Origin of the sequence: Autumnicola aciditolerans, assembly GCF_041679265.1 — a bacterium.
In the GTDB taxonomy this organism is placed as follows: Bacteria; Bacteroidota; Bacteroidia; order Flavobacteriales; family Flavobacteriaceae; genus Autumnicola.
Window position 1 is genome coordinate 77,897 of sequence record NZ_JBGFSM010000014.1, and the last position, 15,079, is coordinate 92,975.

Sequence of the window (15,079 nt, forward strand, 5' to 3'; positions counted from 1 at the left end):
AATCCTTGTAATTTCGGCGGAAAGGGAATATTTCATAACTTAACTGGATAAAGAATTCCACCGCATGAAAAAAAGCAATTTTCCTTCCTATTTTTTTGGTTTTTCCCTCATGTTTTTAGCGGCTTGTTCTTCAGTTAATACGGTAGAAAAGAATTCGGCCACCGTACTGCCCCCGGAGCAATTGTATGGCCAATTATTTTACGACGTTCAAAATAAAGAGATATTTTCAGATAGTAAAACTTTTGTAGATGCACAGCCTTTAAAGGATGCAAAGAAAATACGGCAGGAATATAAAAATTTACAGAATAAAACCCCGGCTTCTGTTTCGGCTTTTGTAAAACGGAATTTTGACATTCCCGGTAATGGTGCAGTGGTTTATACCACAGATTCATCTTCTATAAATACCCATATCCGTAAGCTATGGGATGTGCTGAAGCGACCTGCAGACGAAAAGATTTCCGGCACACGTATCGCTTTGCCTGATCCCTACATTGTACCTGGTGGTCGCTTTCGAGAAGTTTATTACTGGGACAGTTACTTTACAATGCTTGGCCTGCAGCAGGATGGAGAAGTAGAGACGATAAGGAATATGATAGATAATTTTGCTTTTCTCCTTAACACCTATGGTTTTATTCCAAATGGAAACCGCACCTATTACCTTGGCAGGTCACAACCTCCTTTTTTTGCAATGATGATAGAGGTATTGGCTGAAGAAGAAGGAGAAGAGGTTTACACCGAGTATCTTGAGGAAATGTTGGAGGAATATGAATTCTGGATGGCCGGGGCCTCAGAAATTTCTGCAGACCATCCTGCTTCCGGCAGAGTGGTACGGCTGGAAGAAGGGGAATTACTTAACCGTTATTGGGATGATCAACCACAGCCACGACCCGAGAGTTATCGGGAAGATTTGGAGACGGCAAGGGAAGCTGTAGCAAAATTTCCTGAACTCACCAAAGAAGGAGTGTACAGGGACCTGCGTGCCGCGGCAGAATCTGGCTGGGATTTTTCCAGCCGCTGGATGGATAAGGATTCTACGGGAGTTTTTAACCTCTATACCATCCATACCACAGCTATTCTTCCTGTAGATTTAAATTCGCTGCTTTATAATCTTGAAAAAACCATTTCCCATGCTTATAGCATTGAAGGGAACTCTTTAGAAGCAGAAAATTTTAGAAAAAAGGCGACACAGCGAAAAGCTTTAATATCAAAATACTTCTGGAATGAAGAAAATGAGTTTTTTATGGATTATAACTTCCGCAGAAATAAAACTACAGAAGTACTTTCTTTAGCTGGCCTTTATCCATTGTTTTTTGAAATTGCTACTGCGGCACAGGCTGCTGAAGTTGCTGAGAAAGTAGAGGGAATTTTCCTTAAACCCGGTGGTGTGGTTACTACTCCTTACCATACCGGCCAGCAGTGGGACGCGCCCAATGGCTGGGCACCTTTGCAGTGGATAAGCATTAAAGCGCTGCGAGATTATAATAAAACCAATCTGGCTGCCAGGATCAAAAAGAGGTGGCTGCAGTTAAATAGAGATGTTTATGGACGCACTTACAAACTACTGGAAAAATATAATGTGGAAGATGTAAGTAAAAAAAGTGGAGGTGGAGAATATCCCACTCAGGATGGTTTTGGGTGGACTAACGGCGTTTACCAGAAACTATCTAACGAATAATTTGGTTGTTCCTGCATTAAATTTTTAATTTCAGATTGCTCAAATTATTGCTATGGAAAATATAGAAGTTTATATAGAATACACTGCGAAAATTATTGAAGCCGCGGGGATAATTTCTATTATTGTTGGCACGGTGCTGGCGCTGGGGAAATTTATTTTTTCAATGCAAAAAGGAGGGCAGCGATCCTACAGGTTGCTTCGCCAGGAATTGGGAAAAGGAATCCTGCTTGGCCTGGAAATCCTGGTGGCGGGAGATATAATTGCCACGGTGGTCACCGAGCCCACGATGAACCGCGTGCTTGCCCTTGGAGTAATTGTCCTTATCAGGACCTTTTTAAGTTTGTCTATTGAGCTTGAAATAGAAGGGAAGTTTCCCTGGCAGCGTAAAGACTCTGAAAAGCCTCTGGACAAGAATTCCTGAAATTGTTGTGTAGGTTTTATATTTCTTATCTAAATATCTTCTCAAACAGGTTTTAGTTTAGATCACCGGTATTGGTAATTGCTCTACTCACCCCTTAATTTAAGGTATTTCAGTTGCTTTGCTTCAACTATAACTACAGGATGTAAAGAAATACCATTAATTGGGTATTGCTGCTGCTTTCTATAATTGGTAAGATTATACTTCATTTAAAATCCAATATTATGAAAAGAGTATTTTACCTTTTACTATCGCTTTTGCTTTTAACAGGATGTAGTGAAGATGAGCAAGCCACGCCTGAAGAAAATCAGCTTGCCAAAGTTTTTACGGAAACAGAGTCAACTAACGCTGTTATAACCTTAACCAGCATAGAGATTAAAGGCTCCGTAGAAAACAAAGGAGAAGCTCTCCTTGCCTATGGGGTAGTGTGGAGCAATAATCCACAGCCTACCATAAATGATCACCTGATTGATGAAAGCCGGGCAACGCAGGCAGTATTGCTTAAAGAAAGTTCAACAGGTACAATGTTGTCCTTTACTACAATTATAGATGGCCTTATCCCGGGCGAAAATTACTATTTCAGGATATTTGCAGAGACTGAAGGAGGAGTGGCTTATGGCGAGGAAATTAATTTGGTAACAGAAGATCTTGCCGGTACAAAATGGGATTTTTATTTTAATCATTTTCCTGATGAAGAGGCACGTAACTGGCATGGAGATGTGGAATTCTACGAGGATGGTACTGCATTCTATGATGAACCTGCAACTCCCGGAGTGTATGCAACAGAAGGTACCTGGACCCTGGATGGCGATTCCTTAACTTATTATTTACAAGGAGATCCAGAAGCGACTTCCTATATATTAACGGGTAAAATTGAAGGCAATACCATGAGCGGGACTTATACTTTTGGAGAAGAAGATTACAAAGAATGGACTGCGGTAAAATATTAGGTTGAGTAGCAATTTTACGATTTACAGGGTGAATTCAGCCAGGAGTTTTTGAACTTCATAAATATTTACCTTTTTATTAAATTTTTTAGAGATGGAAGGAGTGGATTCTCCAGAGATCCATATTTTAAGTTCTGCGTCCAGGTCAAAACTACCTGCTGTTTCCACGCTAAACCTGCTGATGCTTTTGTAAAGCACTGAGAAATATTCGGTTTTCTTTCCGGTAATTCCCTGTACATCAATTATAATAAGCCTTTTATTGGTAAATATAAAAGTATCCCTAATGAGTTTAAAACCCGCTTCAACGGTTTCAGTAGGGATTAATAGTTTTCCATATTCCTTCTGCAGCTCATTTTTATCTATTGCTCCGGCATTTCCCATAAGGGAAGAAAGTATGCTCATAATTTAAAATTAAATTTGTTTCAGATTAAATGTAAGAAAAAGCACAGGAAACATTTCTAATGCTTTGGTGTTTTTTAAAACCAGGCTTTTCTACACCTGCAAACCAGGCAGTTTTTAGGATATTCTTTTTACCTTAGAAAAAAATTAGAAATCAAGATTTAAATTTATTTAATGGCTGAAAAATATAAAGGTATAAACACCATTTGTACGCATACAGGGGAGCTTGAAGACCAACAGTTTAAAGGAGCGATATCCCCGCTATATATGTCTACCTCCTATGCTTTTGAAGAGGTTGAGGTAAAACGCTACCCTCGTTATTTCAATACCCCAAACCAGGTGGCGCTGGCCCAAAAAATGGCCGCCCTGGAACATGGAGAAGCCGCGCTTATTTTTGGCAGCGGGATGGCCGCTGTAAGTACGGCACTCCTGGCATTTTTGCATAAAGGTGACCATGTGGTATTTCAAAATACCTTGTACGGCGGCACCAGCAACCTAGTGGTGGAAGAATTTGATAAATTTGGGATAGAGTACACTTTTACTCAGGATTACGCGCCCGCATCTTTTGAAAAGGAAGTAAAGGAAAATACGAAGGTGATTTACATTGAGACTCCTTCCAATCCATTGCTCACGGTAACCGATATTAAGGCTGTTGCTGAAATTGCCAAAAAACACGGACTGGTGAGCATGATAGACAATACCTTTGCCTCGCCCGTGAATCAAAATCCTATTGATTTGGGAATAGATGTGGTCCTGCATTCGGCAACCAAATATATGGGCGGGCACAGTGATATTCTTGCCGGTACAGCTATAGCTTCTGAAGCGCATATCGATAAGATCTTTCAGCTTGCCAAAAATTTTGGCGGGAGTTTGAGTGACTATACTGTATGGCTCTTGGAACGAAGCCTTAAAACTATGGGATTACGGGTAAAAGCGCAAAATGAGAACGCGATGATTTTAGCTGAATTTCTGCATCAGCATCAGGATATCGCCAGTGTGTATTATCCTGGCCTGGAATCACATCCAGACCACAAAGTGGCCGCCTCCCAGATGAAAGGCTTTGGCGGAATGCTTTCTTTTGAATTAAAAGAAGGACTGGATGCCGAGTTATTTCAGAAGAAATTGAAATTAATTAAGTCTTCTATGAGCCTGGCGGGAGTGGAATCCACCATTCTGTCCCCCTCAAAAACTTCTCACGGGCTGCTTACTCCTGAAGAAAGGGAAAAACAGGGAATTCGTGACGGCTTGTTGCGTTTTTCAGTAGGCATAGAAGAAAAGGAAGATCTTATAGATGATATAGAACAGGCACTGGGCCAGATAAAATAATTAAAAGAGAATGAAATTAGATATTTTGGCGGTAGGATCCCATCCGGATGATGTGGAACTAAGTTGCGCAGGAACCATTGCAAAAGAAGTGGACAGGGGAAAAAAAGTGGGGATTCTTGACCTTACCCGAGGAGAACTGGGTACCCGGGGCACTGCGGAAACCCGTGATGTGGAAGCTGCAGAAGCCGCAAAGATCCTTGGCGTAAAAATGAGGCATAACCTTGAATTTAGCGATGGATTTTTTATTAATAATACGTCCCACCAACTTGAGATTATTAAGATCTTAAGAAGGTACAGGCCAGAAATTGTGTTGTGCAATGCAGTTGATGACCGGCATATAGATCATGGAAAAGGCGCCAAACTGGTAAGTGATGCCTGTTTTTTAAGCGGATTGCGAAAAATTGAAACCATACATGACCGGAAGAAACAGGAAGCCTGGAGACCAAAACATGTTTTTCACTATATCCAATGGAAAAACCTGGAACCGGATTTTGTGGTAGATATCAGTGGTTTTATCGATAAGAAAATGGAAGCTGTAAAAGCTTATAAGACACAGTTTTTTGATGCGGAAAGCAAGGAACCGCAAACTCCTATTTCCAGTAGTAATTTTCTGCAAAGCATTAATTACCGCGCCCGGGATTTAGGTAGAATTATTAATACAGATTATGGCGAGGGATTTACTGCAGAGCGGTACGTGGCCGTAGATTCTGTTTTTGACCTTATTTAAATATTTTTCTTTGCAGAAATGTATAATTAACTTACATTTGCAACCGCAATAAAATGGTGGTTGTAGCTCAGCTGGTTAGAGCGCCTGATTGTGGTTCAGGAGGTCGCCGGTTCGAACCCGGTCTTCCACCCTTTATAAGCCTTCTGGGAAACCAGAAGGCTTTTTTTATACAATATCCCAGGTCCTCTGGTGTATTGTGGAGGCTTTTCTGCTGATTTTATTTCCTTCTCATGAGAAAATACTGCAAGGGGTATAAGTTTAGAATTGTGGCGCAACCTTTTTAGAGTGGAAGCATCTTATTATAAACAAAAAATATGAAAGCATTACTACATATTGCCGGGCTGGCCTTCTTTTTAATGATTTTTGGTTGTAATTCAGAAGATGAGGAAATCATTGTCCTGGATGTAAATGTTCAGAATATATCCGGAACCTGGAAACTTACCGAAACATATTTAAGCCCCGGGGGAGAAACTGAATGGCAGGCGGCAACCGGTGACCACATGCTTACTTTTTCAGAAGACGGAACTTTTAATGCTTCCGGATTGCAGAATTGTGGTGAAGGGGAATATTCTTTTGATGATACTTTCTTAATTTTGGATTGTGGTGACCAGCAATTGCGCTGGAGGATTAATACTTTAGCTTCCAATACTATGATTTTAGGTGGGGTGGGTTGTACAGAAGCCTGCCTTTACAAATATAAAAGGATAGATTAAGCATAGATTTTCTTCCTGCTTATTTTCTCTTTCTCTTCTTCAAAATCTTATTTTTACGAAAAATAAGATTCAGCATGAATTCAAGAGAAGAACAGCTTAAAGCATTTGACAGGCTTTTAACCATTATGGACGAGCTACGGGAGCAATGCCCCTGGGACCGCAAGCAAACCATGGAATCCCTGCGGCACCTCACCATTGAGGAAACCTATGAGCTTGGAGATGCGATATTAGATAAGGACATGGAAGAAGTGAAGAAAGAGCTTGGCGATGTTTTGCTTCATCTTGTATTCTATGCCAAAATTGGCAGTGAGACCAATCATTTTGATATTGCAGATGTGGCGAATTCCATCTGTGAAAAACTTATTTCCAGGCACCCTCATATTTATGGGGATGTAAAAGTTTCCAATGAAGAAGAGGTGAAGAAAAACTGGGAAAATCTAAAGTTAAAGGAGGGCAAGAAAAGTGTGCTGGAAGGTGTTCCCCGTTCCCTGCCGGCTTTGGTAAAAGCCAATCGTATCCAGGATAAAGTTGCCGGGGTGGGTTTTGACTGGGAAGAACCACAGCAGGTTTTTGAAAAACTTCAGGAAGAGCTGGCAGAACTGCAGGATGAGGTTAAAGTTGACAATAAAGATGAAATAGAAGCCGAATTTGGGGATGTTCTTTTTTCTATGATCAATTATGCCCGTTTCCTAAAAGTAAATCCTGAAAATGCCCTGGAAAGGACAAATAAGAAATTTATCAAGCGCTTCCAGTATCTGGAAGAAAAAGCCAAAGAGCAGCAAAAGGCCCTGAAGGATATGACTTTGGCAGAAATGGATGTTTTCTGGAATGAAGCCAAAAAACTGTGAAAAGTTTGAAGTTAGTGCGGGTTTTTGTTGAGATTTTGAACTTGGTTTTCTGCGTAGGTCTGCGGGCAGTGAAGAGTGGAAAGCGAAAAGCAAAAAGTGAAAAGTGAAAAGTGAAAAGTGAAAGGTGAAAAGTGGAAAGTGGAAAGTGGAAAGTTTGAAGTTAGACTTTGGTTCCGGTTTTTAGTTCGGATTTCGGAGTTATTTTTCTGAGGAAATCTGCGGGAGAAGTAGTAAATCAGTGGAAAGTGAAAAGTGGAGAATGAGAAGTTTAACTTGGTCTTCGGAAGCAGTGGATACTGCGGCGAAAATTTAAATTTATAGTTCATGAATCAGCAAAATTGACCTGGAATAACTGCCAATTTGCCCGAAGCTTAAGGCTTAAAGCTAATGATGAAATTTACTTTTTAAAAACAATCAGCCCTTCTGAAATTTCTACGCAATTGAAATCATGATTTTCCTGGATCCATTTCAGGCTTTCTTCGGCGTAAAAAATCACGTGGGTATTGTCGTTTTTATAGTACCAGTTTTCAAAATCCACGGCATCAGAATAGAGGGAAGTTTTACAATACAGTTTTCCGCCGGGATTTAACATCGATGAAAGTTCGCGGAACTCTGCCGCCGGATAATGAAAATGTTCCATCACTTCAGAACAAATAATAAAATCATATTTCTTCTTTAGCAGGTCTTTATCATTTTTAAAGAAATAATCATAAAGGGCCACATGATAATTCCTACTTTTCAGTTGGTTTGCAATTACCGGCCCTGTTCCGCAACCATAATCCAGCCCAACAGCTTCTTTGGGGAAATCCTTGAGAACAGCGTTTGTTAGTGGCGCGGTGAACCTGATGTAATTTGGGTCTGAAACATCATTGTGGTGCCGGAGATAGCGGTTTTTTTCGTCTTTGGAAGTAAGGTAGCAGTCGGGCAGGAGTAAAACAGCTTTGCAGTTTTCACAGCGGGCATAATCCATACCTTTCCATTTATGGAAAGGCCGTGTTCTCCCATTGCATAAACTGCAAAGCATTTAAAGTATATTTTTAATAGAGGTTCTTTACCTTACTCAGCTTCTTTTTCCATACTTCCAGCTGCGCCTTATGGTCATTTATATTTTTGTGGACTTCCTGTACCAGCGGGTTATCATCATCTACATTGGAAAAGAACTGCAGGTTGTTTTCCAACTGCCTTATTTCTGCTTTAGTTTCTTCAATTTTTTTGCTGAGGAAATAGTGCTCATTCCTGATTTGCTTTTCATCATCGGCGTCATTAAGGCTTTGCAGCTTGTTCTCGTATTTCAGCATTTCTGCCCTGGAATGCTTAACATCTAATTTTCCAAATAACTGGTCTAGTGTTTTATTAAACTTTCCTTCTATAAAACGTTTATTATAAGGGACCTTGCCAATTTTTTTCCATGCCGAGATCTGCGCTTTTATTTTTTCAAGATCTTCTTCTTTATTCCCGCTCAAATCCATGGCTTTTAATTTATCCAGGATTTGTTTTTTTTGTTCAAAAGCTTCAGATTCTTCTTTGTTTTCCTCATTCCTGCTGGCGTGAAGCTTATTAAAATAGTGATTGCAGGCTGCTTTAAATTGTTTCCAAACCTTGTCACTGTCCTTCCTGGGCACATGCCCTATCTTCTTCCAGTCTGCCTGGATCTTTTTCATTAGCGGGGTAACGGTCTTGAAATCATCATTGTCTTTATTATCTTCAGCAATTTTAATAAGGTCTTTCTTTTTCTCAAGATTATCGTATTGTTGCTTTTTAAGTTCTTTATAAAAGGAATTTTTCTTACGATTAAATTTTCTAACCGTCTGCTTAAATTCACTCCAGGTTTCTTCGTTTTTGGAACGGGGAACTTTACCAGCTTTAAAAAACTGCTCCCTTAAAGCTTCAATTTCTTTAATTTTTTGCTGCCATTTATTGTGGCTGTTAAAGTCCTGGTTGGCAATCTCTCTTATCTGAGCAATAATTTCCTGCTTGCTTTCCCAGTTTTTTTCATACTGCTCATCCAGCTGGTTAAAATATTCCTGCCGCTTATCGTGGATATTTTTTGTGGCCTCGCTAAACCGGGTCCAGATATCTTCACGGTATTCTTTAGCAACCGGTCCCAGCTCTTCTTTCCACATTTTGTGGAGCATTTGTAATTCCCTGAAAGCACGATTAATATCTTTTTCTTCTGCCAGTTCCTCGGCACGGTCAATTACCTTTAATTTTTGCTCCAGGTTGTGTTTAAAGTCCAGGTCACGAAATTCCCGGTTTAGGTGCAGGAAATCATAGAAGTTCTCCACATGGTGGTGGTAAGTATTCCATACGGTATTGTATTTGTCCCGCGGAATAGCACCCGCCACTTTCCAGCGATCCTGCAAATCTTTAAAATGCTTGTAAGTAGTATTGATGTTTTCTTCAACATCTATAAGGCCTTTTAATTCTTCAATAATTTCAAGGCGCTTGTTCAGGTTCTGGTTAAGGTCCTGTTTGAGTTGCTTATAATAACGGTTTCTTTTTTCTTTATAATCAAAGTACAAATCGTTGAATCGTTTGCTAAGCGGGGTAGAGTAGTGAAAATCTATAATATTGCCGCCATCGGCCAGAAAATCTTCTTTTTTCTCTTCCAGTTCCTCATCAAACTTTGCATTAAATTCTGTGCGAATTTCAATAACATGTTCTTTAATGGCCTGTACTTTTTCTTTTTTCAGCAAAGATTCCAGCTCGTTGGCAAGTTGTTCCTTGCTCATGGAATGATAATCTTTCTTTTCAATATCATGCCGCTCTCCGGCACTTTCATCTTCACTTTCTTCAGCAACCGCCTCGTCTACATCTTCCTGATGAGTTTTAGGAGATTTCCTGTTTTCGTCCAGAATTGCCCCGCCAACATGATCCACATCATCTTCATCATCATTATCTTCCTGCGCACGGGATTTACTGTTGGCAGAAATTGTTTCCTGCTTCTTATTTTCCTGTACAAATGCACCGGCGGTATCATTTTCAGGATGTGGAACTTCACTTTCACGGGCATCAGGTTCCTCATATTTAGCTGCCGTGGTAGTTTTTTCTGCGGAAGCATTTTTAGAAGCTTCCTCATAATGAACACCTTCAGAAAATTTATCTTCATTATTCTCACCGCGGTTTTGCTGTTTTTCATTTTCCCGAATTACCGCCGCCGCCGTATCATTTTCCTCTAAATCCTTTTCTTCTGAAGCAGAAATTTTTTCTGCAGCCGCCTCTTTTTCTTCTTCTGAAGCAGGATCTGCCTCAATGGCATCCGGCTTGGCGGGATTTACTGTGTCTTCAAGGTTTTCAGCCTTTTTCTCTGAAGTTTTAGCAGCCTCAGAAGAGGATTCGCCCACCGGCTTTGAAGCCTCACCGGCTGCGCCTTCCTTAGTACCTTTTCCCGCGGAATCCAAAGTATTTTCAGGAGCTTTAGGCACATTGCCTGAAACTTCTTTTTTTTCCTTATCCTTTTCTTCTTGAGACATATCTTTCAATGTTATCGTTCATCATAATTAATATGCCTGAAAGATAACAACTCCCCAAAAATTGGACAAGAGATTGGGTTTATTTGTAAGGACAGTTTAAAAAATTTCCTCTCCGGAATTCCAGATCTCCCAGGCTTTCTCAGCCTGTAATTCCAACATTTTTAATCCGTTTATTGTCTTTGCTCCATTTTTCGCAGCAAGTTCCATGAATCTGGTGGTGGCAGGATTGTAAATTAAATCGTAAGCAAGGTGACTCTTGGTAAAGAAGTGATAAGGAAGCTGCGGGTGGTTTTGAATATCTGGATGTGTACCCAGCGGGGTAGTGTTTATAATTATCTTATTGGCCTGGAAAATCTCTTTGGAAAGCGCCGTATAAGATAACTGTTCTTTTTCCGGATTTCGGGAAACATATTTGTAGTGGATTCCCAGTTTTTTTAAAGCATAGGCCACTGCTTTTGAGGCGCCGCCGGTTCCAAGAATCAGTGCTTGGGAATGTTGTTTTTTTAGCAAGGGTTTTATGGATTCGCCAAAACCGTAAAAATCTGTATTATAGCCGGAAAGTTTTCCGTTTCCCCCTATTTTAATAGTATTTACCGCGCCAATTTCTTGGGCATTACTATCCAGGCTGTCCAGATATTTGATTACCGACTGCTTGTAGGGAATGGTAACGTTTAAACCCTGCAGGTCTTTATTCCGGCTTAGCACATCCGGAAAGTGCTCAATTGCGGGAATGTCAAAATTATGATATTCTGCCTTTATATTTTCCCTGCGGAATTTTTCTGAAAAATAACTACGGGAAAAAGAGTACTCTATATTTTTTCCTAAAAGACCGTACAGTTTCATGTTTCTGAATTCTTTTTTTCATACCAGGCTAAGGCCAGTACAATGGCAATTCCAACTAATATAAAGAAGATCGCGATCCAGGTTTGGGTATTTCCGAAATCGGGCAAATAGCGATCGTAATTATCAATAATTTTATCACCGCGGCTGTCCAGCAGGGCATTACCGGCAGGATCGCGCTTAAAGATTTTTTCTTTCCACGGCCATACCACTCCAAGGGAACCGGTTATAAAGCCAATTATAATGGCAAAAGTATCTTTTTTATAACGTTTTAACACGTAGCCCAGCAGGTGTGAGAGCGAAACCATGCCGGCAAGCGATCCAAGGGTAAAAACAACCAGGATCTTTAACAGTTCTATACGTTCACTGGTGAAATTAAAATCCAGGCTTAGCATATCTGCAATAGTGTCGTAAAGGGTGTTGACCGAATCTACCAGAAGGAGCACGTAATTTCCCAGCAGGATTAGGATAAAAGAGCCGGAGAATCCGGGAAGCGTCATTCCCGAAACACTTATTATTCCGCAGAAGAAAACAAACCAGAGATTGTCGTTTTCCTTTGCCGGTTCTAAAAAACTAATGGCAGTGCCCAGTACAATACCTAGAATTACAAAGGCAAGGCTTCTTTTGCTCCATTCTTCAAAATCTTTACTAATGTAATAAATGGAGCCAATAATCATCCCGAAGAAAGAGGACCAAACATATAATTCATAATGAACAATAAGGTAATCCAGGAGCTTGGATACGCTAAAATAGCTAATGAGCATCCCAAGGATAAGCAGGCCCAGGAATTTCCCATTTACATACTGAAAAAGGCTTTTAAACCTGCCGCTAATAAGGAGTTTAAATGCCTTTAGATTTACCTTTTGCAGGGAATATATAAATTCTTCGTAAAAGCCTGCAACAAAAGCCACCACCCCGCCGGAAACACCGGGAACTTTATTGGCTGCTCCCATAGCAAGGCCTTTTAGGACCAGAAATATTTTATCTGTAATAGTCCTAGTCTGCTGCATTCTCGCTCAGAGGTTTTTGGGTGGCAAAATGTTCCAGAGCGATTATCAATAGAAATCCCGCTGCCATAAGCAACACTGCGAACAGGATTTGGGGGTTTCCTGGAAAGTTCCAGGGTAAAACAGAGGTTTCCCTTACTACCATTTCTTTATCTCCAAAGGTCGCGGTTTCCAGCACCTTCTTCCATGGCCAGATTTTATTTAAAGAGCCGGCGATAAATCCTGTAAGTACTGCCAGGGTTATTGTGCTGTAATTATTAAAAAGCCACTTTAAAAGCCTGGAGAAGGATAATAATCCAAATATCGCACCCACGGCGACAATGGCCAGGGTTTTAAAATCGAAATCATGGGCAGCTTCTGTAACTGTTTTATAGGCGCCCAGGAGCAATAGGATAAAAGCGCCGGAAATACCGGGAAGGATCATGGCGCATATTGCCACGGCCCCAGCGAAAAACAGGAAAAGCGTTCCGGAATTTGCGCCCATGGGGGGCAGGGAAACAATATAAAAAGCCACGGCAGCACCCATAAGCAGTGCAAGGAATACTTTAAAATTCCATTTGGGAATCTGCCTGCCCACAAACCAGATGCTGGAAAGAACAAGTCCAAAAAAGAAAGACCAGATAAGAACGGGATGTGTTTCCAGCAGGTAATTGGTTAGTCGCATAAGGGTAAAGACACTTATTAAAATCCCGGAAAGCAGCGCCACAAGAAAGGAACCGTTCAATTGCTTCCACATGGCAGCAAAACCTTCTGTTTTCCATACTTTAAGCAGGGCAACATTCACTCCTCCAATAGTGGCGATAAGTTCTTCATAAATGCCTGATATAAAAGCTATGGTACCTCCCGAAACTCCCGGAACCACATCTGCGGCTCCCATGGCTATTCCTTTTAAGGTAATGGTAAAATAATCTTTGAAACTTCGTTGCATGCCCGGTATTTAAAGTTCAAGCCAAAGGTAAAAAAGTTAAAGGTTAAAAAATTTAAAGTTTAAGGTAAAATGTTACTGAGTTTGTAAAGTGAAAATTTGAATAGGGAAAATTAACAGTTGATAAGTTCAGTAAGAGTTAAAAAATGTTCCCGGTTGTGGGGTATCAGTTGTAGTAATCAATATTTGAAATCCATTATTTAAATTACTTTCTGCGTGCTCTGCGGGAGAAAAATGTAAAGAGTGGAATAGCCTATAGCCTAAAACTATACGCAAAAAAATATAAAATTTCCAGGTTAAACAGGCAGGGAACTACGAACTTAAAACAACAAACTCTAAATTCTTTAGCCTTCAGGAAATCTTCACATAGGCGTTAATAATATCTTTAACGCTTTTTCTTCTAAAGATTTCAGGAAAGAGTTCTTCAATGATAATATAATATTCGGCATCTATGCGCAATGCATTCTTAAGATGATAATAAGCTTTGTCTGCTTCATTTAAACAGAAGTACAAGCCGGAAAGCCGATATTCAATTTCGGCTGTTTCAGGATAAAATTCCATTGCCTGTAAAAGATTTTGTACAGCTGTTTCAAACTCACCAAGCCCAATAAGGATATCACATCTCCTAATCCAGGTTTCCAGTTCGTAATTCCCCAGCTCAAGGCTTTTCTTGTAACCCTGTTCTGCTTCTTCATAAAAATTTAACCGGCTATTGATCTTGGCATAACGCTTCCAGTAAAGCACATTTTCCTCATCTATGTTAATGGCTTTGTTGATGTAGTATAACGCCTTCTGGAAATTCATCTTCTTAACGTAAAAATCTGTAATGGCAATCCAGCCTTTATCTAAAAGCGGATCTTCATGCACCGTTTTGCGATAGTTCTTAAGCGCCAGATCATCTGCTCCCAGTTTTTCATAACATTTGCCTATGCGCAGGTACGCGAAAGATGTTGGATCGTCCAGTTTAAGGGTAATCTTGTAATTTTCTATCGCCTCATTATACTTGCCTAATTTTTCCAGCACCTTTCCTTTTTCCAGATAGGCGCCCACAAAATAATCATCGCTTATTATAGCAAAATCAAACGCCGCCAGAGCCTTCTGGTAATCCTTCAGGTCAAAATACTGCTTACCCACCTGGTGCCAGGCTACTTCGCAATACGGATTTTTATTAAGGTACATATTAAGATAAGCAATGGCTTCTTCTTTTTGTTCAAGAAAATCAAAGCAGTACATAATATTATATAAGGCAGAATAGTCTTCCTCATCTGCCTCCAGACATTTCATGAAACTATACTTGGCATTTTCAAAATCTTCAAGAAAAAGATATTCCATGCCTATAAGGGAATGTACATCTGCATCGTCTAAAGTAATCTCCAGGGCCTTTTCGAGTGTATTAATTGCATCCTGATGTTCATCCCTTTTGGAAAGGATCTGTGCTTTCTGAATATAAATTTCTTCATTCGAAGCTTCCAGCTCCTGCAGTTCATCTAAAAGGCGGTCTGCAAGGTCCAGTTTATCTTCAAATACAAGAATCTCTACTTTAAACAATTTGAGATTGGTGGAAGCGGGATGTTGCGCTAACCCCAGTTTTACAGCCTTTTTTGCTAATGCAATTTTGCCGTTCTCCAGATAATGGTGAATGATGTTCTCAAATTCGTTGGAGTCAAAAAAGAGGACATCGTTTGTTCTAAGCATTGATTCGAAGCGGGTAAGAGAGAAATTGTTGTCTTCGTTATGGCTTAATTGCATAAACAAGGTATTTCGGGATTTCTACTTAACTA

At 40.2% G+C, this 15,079-nt stretch carries 14 protein-coding genes and 1 tRNA gene; 8 read left to right on the plus strand and 7 right to left on the minus strand.

Annotated elements, in window-relative coordinates:
* Positions 1-64 precede the first annotated feature (64 nt).
* The 3 genes from treA to AB8M93_RS14780 all read left to right on the plus strand — a co-directional run bounded on the left by treA (position 65) and on the right by AB8M93_RS14780 (position 3,043).
* On the plus strand, positions 65-1,675 hold the full coding sequence (gene treA / locus AB8M93_RS14770; protein ID WP_373059045.1) for an alpha,alpha-trehalase TreA: 1,611 nt from the start codon (positions 65-67) through the stop codon (positions 1,673-1,675).
* A gap of 52 nt (positions 1,676-1,727) precedes the next feature.
* The gene (locus AB8M93_RS14775; RefSeq protein ID WP_373059047.1) at positions 1,728-2,096 is read left to right on the plus strand and encodes a DUF1622 domain-containing protein; all 369 of its coding nucleotides are present in this window, start codon (positions 1,728-1,730) and stop codon (positions 2,094-2,096) included.
* Between the two features lie 221 nt (positions 2,097-2,317).
* Positions 2,318-3,043, plus strand: coding sequence for a lipoprotein (locus AB8M93_RS14780; protein ID WP_373059049.1), 726 nt, complete (start codon positions 2,318-2,320; stop codon positions 3,041-3,043).
* 21 nt (positions 3,044-3,064) lie between these two features.
* Here the strand turns inward: AB8M93_RS14780 and AB8M93_RS14785 are convergent, their stop codons facing one another.
* Positions 3,065-3,442, minus strand: a complete 378-nt coding sequence (locus AB8M93_RS14785; RefSeq protein ID WP_373059051.1) for a PH domain-containing protein — start codon at positions 3,440-3,442, stop codon at positions 3,065-3,067.
* Between the two features lie 171 nt (positions 3,443-3,613).
* Between AB8M93_RS14785 and AB8M93_RS14790 the strand changes: the two genes are divergently transcribed.
* The 5 genes from AB8M93_RS14790 to mazG all read left to right on the plus strand — a co-directional run bounded on the left by AB8M93_RS14790 (position 3,614) and on the right by mazG (position 7,053).
* Positions 3,614-4,765, plus strand: a complete 1,152-nt coding sequence (locus AB8M93_RS14790) for a trans-sulfuration enzyme family protein (protein ID WP_373059053.1) — start codon at positions 3,614-3,616, stop codon at positions 4,763-4,765.
* Positions 4,766-4,775: 10 nt separating this feature from the next.
* Positions 4,776-5,492, plus strand: coding sequence for a bacillithiol biosynthesis deacetylase BshB1 (gene bshB1, locus AB8M93_RS14795; RefSeq protein ID WP_373059055.1), 717 nt, complete (start codon positions 4,776-4,778; stop codon positions 5,490-5,492).
* Between the two features lie 55 nt (positions 5,493-5,547).
* Positions 5,548-5,623 (plus strand) — tRNA-His (locus AB8M93_RS14800).
* 183 nt (positions 5,624-5,806) lie between these two features.
* Positions 5,807-6,205, plus strand: coding sequence for a lipocalin-like domain-containing protein (locus AB8M93_RS14805; protein ID WP_373059057.1), 399 nt, complete (start codon positions 5,807-5,809; stop codon positions 6,203-6,205).
* Positions 6,206-6,279: 74 nt separating this feature from the next.
* The gene (gene mazG, locus AB8M93_RS14810) at positions 6,280-7,053 is read left to right on the plus strand and encodes a nucleoside triphosphate pyrophosphohydrolase (RefSeq protein ID WP_373059059.1); all 774 of its coding nucleotides are present in this window, start codon (positions 6,280-6,282) and stop codon (positions 7,051-7,053) included.
* A 397-nt stretch (positions 7,054-7,450) separates the two neighbouring features.
* On the opposite strand, the gene AB8M93_RS14815 is transcribed toward mazG, so the two are convergent.
* From AB8M93_RS14815 to AB8M93_RS14840, 6 genes are all read right to left on the minus strand, one after another.
* Positions 7,451-8,023, minus strand: coding sequence for a class I SAM-dependent methyltransferase (locus AB8M93_RS14815; protein WP_373059061.1), 573 nt, complete (start codon positions 8,021-8,023; stop codon positions 7,451-7,453).
* Positions 8,024-8,090: 67 nt separating this feature from the next.
* Positions 8,091-10,526, minus strand: a complete 2,436-nt coding sequence (locus tag AB8M93_RS14820) for a DUF349 domain-containing protein (RefSeq protein ID WP_373059063.1) — start codon at positions 10,524-10,526, stop codon at positions 8,091-8,093.
* Positions 10,527-10,622: 96 nt separating this feature from the next.
* Complete coding sequence (locus AB8M93_RS14825) at positions 10,623-11,369, minus strand: shikimate dehydrogenase family protein (protein ID WP_373059065.1); 747 nt, start codon at positions 11,367-11,369, stop codon at positions 10,623-10,625.
* Positions 11,366-12,376: a DUF368 domain-containing protein gene (locus AB8M93_RS14830; RefSeq protein ID WP_373059067.1), complete on the minus strand. Its 1,011-nt coding sequence runs from the start codon at positions 12,374-12,376 to the stop codon at positions 11,366-11,368. Before AB8M93_RS14830 ends, AB8M93_RS14825 begins: the two co-directional genes overlap by 4 nt.
* Positions 12,363-13,301: a DUF368 domain-containing protein gene (locus AB8M93_RS14835; protein ID WP_373059069.1), complete on the minus strand. Its 939-nt coding sequence runs from the start codon at positions 13,299-13,301 to the stop codon at positions 12,363-12,365. Before AB8M93_RS14835 ends, AB8M93_RS14830 begins: the two co-directional genes overlap by 14 nt.
* 348 nt (positions 13,302-13,649) lie before the next feature.
* Positions 13,650-15,047: a tetratricopeptide repeat protein gene (locus AB8M93_RS14840; RefSeq protein WP_373059071.1), complete on the minus strand. Its 1,398-nt coding sequence runs from the start codon at positions 15,045-15,047 to the stop codon at positions 13,650-13,652.
* Positions 15,048-15,079: the final 32 nt, after the last annotated feature.

Coding starts and splice junctions, on each gene's coding strand:
- AB8M93_RS14780 (WP_373059049.1), top strand. CDS start 2,318: ATGAAAAGAGTATTTTACCTTTTACTATCGCTTTTGCTTTTAACAGGA.
- AB8M93_RS14775 (WP_373059047.1), top strand. CDS start 1,728: ATGGAAAATATAGAAGTTTATATAGAATACACTGCGAAAATTATTGAA.
- AB8M93_RS14835 (WP_373059069.1), bottom strand. CDS start 13,301: ATGCAACGAAGTTTCAAAGATTATTTTACCATTACCTTAAAAGGAATA.
- bshB1 (WP_373059055.1), top strand. CDS start 4,776: ATGAAATTAGATATTTTGGCGGTAGGATCCCATCCGGATGATGTGGAA.
- AB8M93_RS14815 (WP_373059061.1), bottom strand. CDS start 8,023: ATGGATTATGCCCGCTGTGAAAACTGCAAAGCTGTTTTACTCCTGCCC.
- AB8M93_RS14830 (WP_373059067.1), bottom strand. CDS start 12,376: ATGCAGCAGACTAGGACTATTACAGATAAAATATTTCTGGTCCTAAAA.
- AB8M93_RS14820 (WP_373059063.1), bottom strand. CDS start 10,526: ATGTCTCAAGAAGAAAAGGATAAGGAAAAAAAAGAAGTTTCAGGCAAT.
- AB8M93_RS14805 (WP_373059057.1), top strand. CDS start 5,807: ATGAAAGCATTACTACATATTGCCGGGCTGGCCTTCTTTTTAATGATT.
- AB8M93_RS14790 (WP_373059053.1), top strand. CDS start 3,614: ATGGCTGAAAAATATAAAGGTATAAACACCATTTGTACGCATACAGGG.
- AB8M93_RS14840 (WP_373059071.1), bottom strand. CDS start 15,047: ATGCAATTAAGCCATAACGAAGACAACAATTTCTCTCTTACCCGCTTC.
- mazG (WP_373059059.1), top strand. CDS start 6,280: ATGAATTCAAGAGAAGAACAGCTTAAAGCATTTGACAGGCTTTTAACC.
- AB8M93_RS14825 (WP_373059065.1), bottom strand. CDS start 11,369: ATGAAACTGTACGGTCTTTTAGGAAAAAATATAGAGTACTCTTTTTCC.
- AB8M93_RS14785 (WP_373059051.1), bottom strand. CDS start 3,442: ATGAGCATACTTTCTTCCCTTATGGGAAATGCCGGAGCAATAGATAAA.
- treA (WP_373059045.1), top strand. CDS start 65: ATGAAAAAAAGCAATTTTCCTTCCTATTTTTTTGGTTTTTCCCTCATG.